Raw genomic sequence first — 6,515 nt, forward strand, 5'->3', positions numbered from 1 at the left:
GGGTCAGGGGGTGGTGATGTGGAAGTTGTTCATGGGGCGGCCAGGGCCGTGGGCGATCTGGGCGGTGATGAGTTCGGCGAAGCGGCGGTAGCCCGGGCCCGTCGGGTGGAAGCTGCGCGGGTACACCCGCAGCTCCTCCAGGTTCATCGCCAGCCCGTGCAGGTACGGCTCCGGCCGGCCCACCTCGTGCCCGGTGAACGCCTCGTAGGCGTCGACGTACTCGGCGCTGCCCGGGGCGCCCAGCGCGGCCAGGGTGCGGTCGAAGTCCTTGACCACCGCCCCGACCCGGTCGTTCAGCCGCCGGGTCACCGCGTTGAGCCAGCGCTGGTCGTCCTCGGTGAGGTTGTCGACGGGGCCGGGAGGCTGGGCGGGGAAGGGCCGCGGGTAGCCCAGCACGATCACGCGCGCCCGCGGGGCGCGGGCGTGCAGTTCGCGCAGCACCTTCAGCACGCCGGCGCGCAGATCGGCGATCCGGCGCGCGACCGCGGCCTCCTGGTCGACGCACGCCGACGACCAGGGCAGCTTGACGATGCAGCCGGTGAGCACCTCGGTGAACCCGGCGTCGTTGCCGCCGATGCTGAGCGTCACCAGGCTCGCCGCCGCCGTCACCCGGGTGATCTGCGGCTGGTGACCGTACTGGCCGGACAGGAGCTGGCCGGTCGTGGCGCCGCTGCAGGCGTAGAAGCCGGCGCCGCCGCCGAAGGCGTGCGCGCCCGCGATCAGCGGCGGGTAGGAGCCGCTCGATCGGTGACACTGGCCGGCGCCGCTGTCGAGCGGCGCCTGGCTCTGGTCGTAGACGCCCTCACCCGAGGAGTAGGAGTCGCCCAGCGCGACGTACCCGCCGCTCAGCGCCACCTGCGTGGCGCTCAGCCGGGTGAGGCGCGGCAGCGCCGCGCTCGGCGGGCGCGTGCCGGTGCAGCCGATCTCCAGCGCGCCGCACGCCAGCCTCTCGTACGCGCCCAGCGGCACCCCGGCCAGGGCCAGCCCGGCGCCCAGCGCGACCGCCACCGCGACCCGGACGCCCGCCCGCCGCCACACCTGACGCCACGCCCACCGTGTGTTCTGGACGATCAGGATGACCGTCCGCCGTGCCGTGCCCAGCGTGCCCTCCCCGAGCGACTCCCGCGGCCCGACCCCCTGTCGCCGCCTCCGCGACTCTAACCCCGCGCCCGGCGGCCCGGCACGGCCGAGCGGCGCCGGTTGACGATGCGCCAGCCCAGCGCGATGCCCACCACCAGCGCGGGGATGAGGAAGAAGGCCACCCGCTGATCGCGGTCGGCGAACGGCATCATCAGCACGACCAGCGCGAGGAAGGCCAGGGTCAGCCAGTTCGTGACCGGGGTGCCGGGCATGGGGAAGGCCGAGCGGTGCCCCGTTCTGCGCAGCCTGATCTGGCAGAACACCAGCACGCCCCAGGTGGTGATCACGCCGAGCGAGGCCACCGCGGTGGCGATGTTGAAGGCGCGCTCGGGCAGGAAGTAGAACAGCGCCACCCCGGCGAGCAGCATGATCGCGGTGAACAGGATGCCGCCGATCGGCACGTGCCTGGAGCTGAGCGTCCCGGTGAAGGACGGCGCCTCACGCTTCATCGCCATCGAGCGCAGGATGCGGCCGGTGGCGTACAGGCCGGAGTTGCACGACGACAGCGCGGCGGTGATCACGATGAGGTTCATCGCGTCGGCCGCCCACGGCACGCCCAGGCTGGAGAAGACCGTCACGAACGGCGAGGTGCCCGCGCTGTAGGCGGTCCACGGCAGCACCATGCCGAGCAGCAGCACCGAGCCCACGTAGAAGATCGCGATGCGCCACACGACGCCGTTGATCGCGCGCGGCATCACCTCGTGCGAGTTGGCCGTCTCGCCGGCCGCGATGCCGACCAGCTCGATCGAGGCGTACGCGAACACCACCGACTGCAGGCTCATCAGCACGATCGGGAACCCGTGCGGGAAGAAGCCGCCGTGCCCGGTGAGGTTGTGCGGCCCGGCCTGGCCCACCGTGAAGATCACCAGCACCAGGCCGACGACCAGGAACGTGACGATGGCCAGCACCTTCAGCAGCGCGAACCAGAACTCCAGCTCGCCGAACAGCTTGACCGACAGCAGGTTGACCGCCAGCACCAGGCCGAGCGCGATCAGCGCGGTGAGCGAGCGGGGGAAGCCCGGGGCCCAGTAGTAGATGTAGGCCGCGATGGCCGTGAGTTCCGCGATGCCGGTGAACGCCCAGTTGATCCAGTACATCCAGCCGCTGGCGAAGGCCGCCCACGGGCCGATGAACTCGTTGGCGTACTCGACGAACGAGCCCGAGGCCGGCTTGTAGAGCACCAGCTCGCCCAGCGCCCGCATGACGAAGAACGCGGCCATCCCCGCCGCGGTGTAGGAGAGGACGAGCGCCGGCCCCGCCGCCGCCATCCGGCCGCCCGCGCCGAGGAACAGGCCGACCCCGATCGCCCCGCCGATCGCGATCATCTGGACCTGCCGGTTGCCCAGCGCGTGCCTGTATCCCTCGTCGGTGTCCGGCTGCACTAAGTGTCTCCTTCATTACTTTCCGTGAAGAAGACGATATCGAGGCCGGTGGCCGGGGCGGTCCCCGGCACGCCGGTCGGACGGTCCCGCCGCAACGCGTCAGGGATGTCGGCGCGGCCCACTAGAGTCAGGTGGCACAACCACATCAGACCGGGGAGGCGCCGCTCCATGTCGTCCAGCGACTCGTTCGTCCATCTGCATGTGCATACGGAATATTCGATGCTCGACGGGGCCGCCCGGCTCAAGCAGATGTTCAAACAGGTCGGCGACCTGGGCATGCCCGCGATCGCGATCACCGACCACGGCAACATGCACGGCGCCTACGACTTCTACCGGCAGGCCACCGGCGCGGGCATCAAGCCGATCATCGGCATCGAGGCGTACGTCGCGCCCGAGCTGCGCCACAACAAGAAGCCGGTCCTGTGGGGCGAGCCGCACCAGAAGAAGGACGACGTCTCTGCGGGTGGCTACTACACCCACATGACGATCTGGGCGCGCAACAAGGCGGGCCTGCACAACCTGATGAAGCTCAGCTCGCGCGCCTACACCGAGGGGTTCGTGCGCAAGTGGGCCCGCATGGACGCGGATATCCTCGCCGAGCACTCCGAGGGCCTGATGGCCACCACCGGCTGCCCGTCTGGCGAGGTGCAGACCAGGCTCAGGCTCGGCCAGTACGACGAGGCGCTCAAGGCCGCCGCGAAATACCAGGACATCTTCGGCAAGGAACACTTCTTCCTGGAGATCATGGACCACGGGCTCGACATCGAGCGCCGCGTCCGCGACGGGCTGACCCGCATCAGCCGGGAGCTGAACATCCCGCCGCTGGTCACCAACGACTCGCACTACACCTATGAGTCCGACGCCTCCTCCCACGACGCCCTGCTGTGCATCCAGACCGGCAAGCAGCTGTCCGACCCCGACCGCTTCCGCTTCGACGGCTCCGGCTACTACATCAAGACCGCCGACGAGATGCGCGCCGTCGACTCCTCCGACCTGTGGGCCGAGGGCTGCCGCAACACGCTGCTGGTCGCCGAGAAGGTCGACCCGTCCGGGTTCTTCGAGTTCAAGAACCTCATGCCGACCTTCCCGATCCCCGAGGGGATGACCGAGGAGCAGTTCTTCCGCCAGGAAGTCTGGAAGGGCATGGAGCGCCGCTTCCCCGGCGGCTTCGACGAGGAGCACCGCGCCTGGGCCGAGAAGGAGCTCGGCGTCATTATCCAGATGGGCTTCCCGAGCTACTTCCTCGTGGTCGCCGACTTCATCATGTGGGCCAAGAACAACGGCATCCGGGTCGGCCCCGGCCGTGGCTCGGCGGCCGGCTCGCTGGTGGCGTACGCGCTGGGCATCACCGACCTCGACCCGATCCCGCACGGCCTGATCTTCGAGCGGTTCCTCAACCCCGAACGCGTGTCCATGCCCGACGTCGACATCGACTTCGACGAGCGCAGGCGCGGCGACGTCATCAGGTACGTGACCGAGAAGTGGGGCGCCGACAAGGTCGCCATGATCGCCACGTTCGGCACCATCAAGGCCAAGGCCGCCATCAAGGACGCCGGCCGCGTCCTGGGCTACCCGTACGCGCTGGGCGACCGCGTCTCCAAGGCGTTCCCGCCCGCCGTCATGGGCAAGGACATCCCGCTCTCCGGCATCTTCGACAAGGACCACCCGCGCTTCAACGAGGCGGGCGAGCTGCGCAAGCTCTACGAGGAGGACGTCGACGTCAAGTCGACCATCGACCTCGGCAAGGGCCTGGAGGGCCTGATCAGGCAGACCGGCGTGCACGCCGCCGGCGTCATCATGTCGTCCGAGGTGCTGACCGACTACATCCCGATCATGCGCCGCGACTCCGACGGCGCGATCATCACGCAGTTCGACTACCCGACCTGCGAGACGCTCGGCCTGCTGAAGATGGACTTCCTGGGCCTGCGCAACCTGACGATCATCGACGACTGCATCAAGGCCATCGAGGCCACCACCGGCGAGCGGATCGAGCTGCTCGACCTGCCGCTCGACGACGTCAAGACCTACGAGCTGCTGGCCAGGGGAGACACCCTGGGCATCTTCCAGCTCGACGGCGGCGGCATGCGCTCGCTGCTGCGCCTGATGCGTCCCGACAACTTCGAGGACATCTCCGCCGCCCTCGCGCTCTACCGTCCCGGCCCGATGGGCGCCAACTCGCACACCAACTACGCGCTGCGCAAGAACGGCCAGCAGGAGATCACCCCGATCCACCCCGAGCTGGAAGAGCCGCTCAGGGAGATCCTCGACACGACCTACGGCCTGATCGTCTATCAGGAGCAGGTCATGGCCATCGCGCAGAAGGTCGCCGGCTACTCGCTGGGCGGCGCCGACCTGCTGCGCCGCGCGATGGGCAAGAAGAAGAAGTCCGAGCTGGACAAACAGTTCGAGTTCTTCGAGAAGGGCATGCAGGACAACGGCTTCTCGGCTGCCGCCATCAAGGCGCTGTGGGACATCCTGCTGCCGTTCTCCGACTACGCCTTCAACAAGGCGCACACCGCCGGCTACGGCCTGGTCTCCTACTGGACGGCCTACCTCAAGGCCAACCACCCGGCCGCCTACATGTCGGGGCTGCTCACGTCCGTGAAGGACGACAAGGACAAGTCGGCGCTCTACCTCAACGAGTGCCGCCGCATGGGCATCAAGGTGTTCCCGCCGGACGTCAACGACTCCGACTTCGACTTCACCCCGCGCGGCACCGACATCCGCTTCGGCCTGTCGGCGGTGCGCAACGTCGGCGGCAACGTCGTCGACGGCATCATCAAGGCCCGCAAGGAGAAGGGCCGCTTCGCCGAGTTCAAGGACTTCCTGCGCAAGGTGCCCGCGATCGTCTGCAACAAGCGGGTGATCGAGTCGCTGGTCAAGGCCGGCGCCTTCGACTCGCTGGGCCACGTCCGCAAGGGCCTGGTCATGGTGCACGAGCAGGCCGTCGACGCCATCATCGACATCAAGAAGAACGAGGCCATCGGCCAAGACTCCCTGTTCGGCGCGATCGACGGCGGCGAGGACCAGACCTTCGACGTGCAGATCCCGGTCGGGGAGTGGGACAAGAACACGCTGCTGCAGTTCGAGCGGGAGATGCTCGGCCTGTACGTGTCGGACCACCCGCTGTTCGGCGTGGAGCACATCCTCGCCGCCGGGGCCGACTGCTCGATCGCCGCCGTCCAGGACGAAAGCCGCGCCGACGGCCAGGTGGTGACGGTGGGCGGCATCCTGAGCGGGGTGCAGCGCAAGGTCACCAAGAAGGGCGACACCTGGGTGCTGACCCAGCTGGAAGACCTCGAAGGCTCGATCGAGGTGATGATCTTCCCGTCGTCGTACCAGCTGTGCTCGACCATCCTCGCCGAGGACGCCATCGTCTTCGTCAAGGGACGCATCGACAAGCGGGAAGACGTCGCCAAGATCATCGCCATGGAGGTGACGGCCCCCGACCTGACGGTGGAGGCCGGCGGGCCGCTGCTGGTGAGCCTGCCCTTGACCCGGTGCACGCCGCCGGTGGTGGGGCGGCTGAAGGAGATCCTGACCACGCATCCGGGGACGTCGGAGGTGCATCTCCAGGTGCACAACGGGCCCAGGACGACGGTGATGCGGGTGGACGATCGGTTGCGGGTTACGCCTTCGCCTGCGTTGATGGGCGACCTCAAGCAGCTTCTCGGGCCTGCCTGCCTGGGGGCCTGACGGTTCTCAGGGGCTTGGGGCCTTGGGGCTTTAAGGCGAGGGCCTTCGCTGGGGGTGCGCTGCGCGCGGTGGGAGCTGCGGGCAGCGTCTCCCAGGGGGCTGCGCGCCCCCTTCGACCCCCCGGGAAGGCGTGGGCCTCGCTGGCGCTCGGGCTGTGTCTCCTTCCGGGGCTTCGCCCCGGGGCTAAGGGCATCGGCTTCGCCCGAGGGCGCGCTTCGCGCGGCGGAGGCTCAGGCTGCGTCTGATTCCGGGGCTCCGCCCCGGGGCGAGGGTGGCCTGCCGGCCCCCCTGTCTCTT

General features: G+C 69.0%; 3 protein-coding genes. 1 reads left to right on the top strand and 2 read right to left on the bottom strand.

The genetic code is table 11. From position 1 onward, the window contains the following. Positions 1-3: 3 nt before the first annotated feature. Both HII36_RS52315 and HII36_RS52320 read right to left on the bottom strand, forming a co-directional pair. Entirely contained in the window at positions 4-1,038 is a 1,035-nt protein-coding gene (locus HII36_RS52315) for an SGNH/GDSL hydrolase family protein (protein WP_173530879.1), read from the bottom strand. Positions 1,039-1,157: 119 nt separating this feature from the next. Then, the gene (locus HII36_RS52320; protein ID WP_328808286.1) at positions 1,158-2,522 is read right to left on the bottom strand and encodes an amino acid permease; all 1,365 of its coding nucleotides are present in this window, start codon (positions 2,520-2,522) and stop codon (positions 1,158-1,160) included. A gap of 168 nt (positions 2,523-2,690) precedes the next feature. Here HII36_RS52320 and dnaE point away from each other — a divergent pair, with 168 nt between their 5' ends. Beyond that, the gene (gene dnaE, locus HII36_RS52325) at positions 2,691-6,218 is read left to right on the top strand and encodes a DNA polymerase III subunit alpha (RefSeq protein ID WP_173530880.1); all 3,528 of its coding nucleotides are present in this window, start codon (positions 2,691-2,693) and stop codon (positions 6,216-6,218) included. Positions 6,219-6,515: the final 297 nt, after the last annotated feature.

Source organism: Nonomuraea antri, assembly GCF_013283785.1.
GTDB classification, from domain to species: domain Bacteria; phylum Actinomycetota; class Actinomycetes; order Streptosporangiales; family Streptosporangiaceae; genus Nonomuraea; species Nonomuraea antri.

Bases quoted from the DNA above. Each gene is read 5' to 3' on its own strand.
- dnaE (WP_173530880.1), top strand. From the start codon at position 2,691: ATGTCGTCCAGCGACTCGTTCGTCCATCTGCATGTGCATACGGAATAT.